Here is a 1690-nt window from a genome sequence, read left to right as displayed (position 1 = left end):
TCGTTCACCTGTCGCCGGGCGGCAGCTCGGACATGCAATTCCCGCTTCGCGCGCTCATGCAGAAAGAGGGTGTCGTTACGGGCTCGCTGTTGCGGCCCTTGCCTCTGGCCGAAAAGGCGGTCATCGCCGCCGCGCTGGCCGACAACGTCTGGCCCCGTCTGGGGACGCAAATACGGCCGGTGATCTCGTGCACGCTGCCGCTGGGGCAGGCCGCGCAGGCGCATCAACGTCTGGAAGAGGGCGATGTGGCCGGCAAGATCGTGCTGCTGCCGCAGTCCTGACCGATTCCGAGGCGCCCGCATGAACCGGCAGTCGATATCGCCATTTGAAAGTCGAGATGCTTTTCAGCGCTCGCGGTACGGTATTGGTCGTTCGTTGGTTAGAATATGGAAATTCGTGCCCGGCTCAGGGTGCACCTCATTCAAAACAACCCGCGATGTCCAGTCTTACCAAAATGCTGTCCATTCTCGACATGTTCACCGTCGAGGCCCCGACATGGTCGACCGAAGCGATCTGCCATCACCTCGGTTGCTCGGTGCCGACCGGCTATCGCTACCTGCGCGAGTTGGTCGGATCAGGGTTGCTGTTGCGCCTTGGCGACGGCAGCTATGAACTCGGCCCACGCATCATCAAGCTCGACTATCAGCTGCGCAGCATCGACCCGCTGCTGCGAGTCGGTCAGCCGTTGATGCGCGAACTGTCGGCGCAGACGGGGTGCGACTCCGTGATGACGCGCATCTTCGACGACGAGATCGTCGATACACATCGCGAGTCGGGCCCCGACGGCCTGCATCTGGCCTACGGACGCGGGCGGCCACGGCCGTTGTTTCTTGGCGGCGCGCCCAAGGTCATTCTCTCGACCATGCCAAAGGGCAAGCTCACGCGGCTGTACAACAAGCATGCGGAGAGCATTGCCGCGGCAGGCATGGGCAGGTCGGCCGACGAGTTCATCGCGCGGCTGCACGAGACGCGCAAGGCTGGCTACTACATCTCGAAAGGCGAACTCGAAGCCGATGTGGGGGCCATCGCGGTGCCGATCCTCGGCCAATCGGCGCTCGCCGTCGGTGCGCTTGCACTGGTGATCCCGATCCGGCGCCTCGAATTCATGAATCACGAAAAGCTGCTCGAACTGCTGCGCGAAGCCGCCTCGCGCATCTCGACCGAAGCCGCAAAGAGCTACGCGCCCCAGTGACCCGTTGTGACTTTGAGCGCAGTGCGCCGTCGAGGCAGATCGGCAGCGGGTCGCGCAAGTCGCCGCCCCCTCAGAAGCGATAAGTGAGCCCCACTCGAGCCGCTTGCGCCGACGTATTGCCGGTGCCGAGCAAGGCGTCGAGGTTCACGTCGAGATCGAGCGTCTTGCCCAGCGGCAGCTTCGCGCCGACGCCCGCCGTCAGCATGCCGCGCGATGGCGAGATTCCCGCGATCACGAAACCGGTGCCGTCGGCGGCCGTCACGGCAACGTCGCGCCCGGCATTCAACGTCTCATAGGCATAGCCGACGCGCGCTTCGATCATCGCCGCGCGCCCTGACGGCGAGGCCAGTGGCAAACCAAGCGACACCCCGACATACGGCTGCAAACTGCGCAGATCGATACGGCTGACACCGAGATTCTGGCTGCTCGGTCCCGTCTCCGACAGACTCTGGCCGTGGTAATACGCGTAACGCGCGCCCACGCGCGGCGTGACGATCA

The 1690-nt window shown here is 64.3% G+C and carries 3 protein-coding genes; 2 read left to right on the top strand and 1 reads right to left on the bottom strand.

Going from position 1 to position 1690, the window contains the following annotated elements; all coding sequences use genetic code 11:
• Together W930_RS28885 and W930_RS0125115 are read left to right on the top strand one after the other, a co-directional pair.
• A partial coding sequence (locus W930_RS28885; protein ID WP_235195586.1) for a zinc-binding dehydrogenase occupies positions 1–281 on the top strand: 281 nt, incomplete at its 5' end.
• Between the two features lie 155 nt (positions 282–436).
• Positions 437–1192, top strand: a complete 756-nt coding sequence (locus W930_RS0125115) for an IclR family transcriptional regulator (RefSeq protein ID WP_023871978.1) — start codon at positions 437–439, stop codon at positions 1190–1192.
• 70 nt (positions 1193–1262) lie between these two features.
• Here W930_RS0125115 and W930_RS28880 read toward each other — a convergent pair.
• A partial coding sequence (locus W930_RS28880; protein WP_036656521.1) for an autotransporter outer membrane beta-barrel domain-containing protein occupies positions 1263–1690 on the bottom strand: 428 nt, incomplete at its 5' end.

It is taken from the genome of Pandoraea sp. E26, assembly GCF_000681415.1.
Lineage (GTDB): Bacteria > Pseudomonadota > Gammaproteobacteria > Burkholderiales > Burkholderiaceae > Pandoraea > Pandoraea pnomenusa.
The sequence above is the reverse complement of the archived record's forward strand: the minus strand, read 5'-3'. Positions and strand labels throughout refer to the sequence as shown.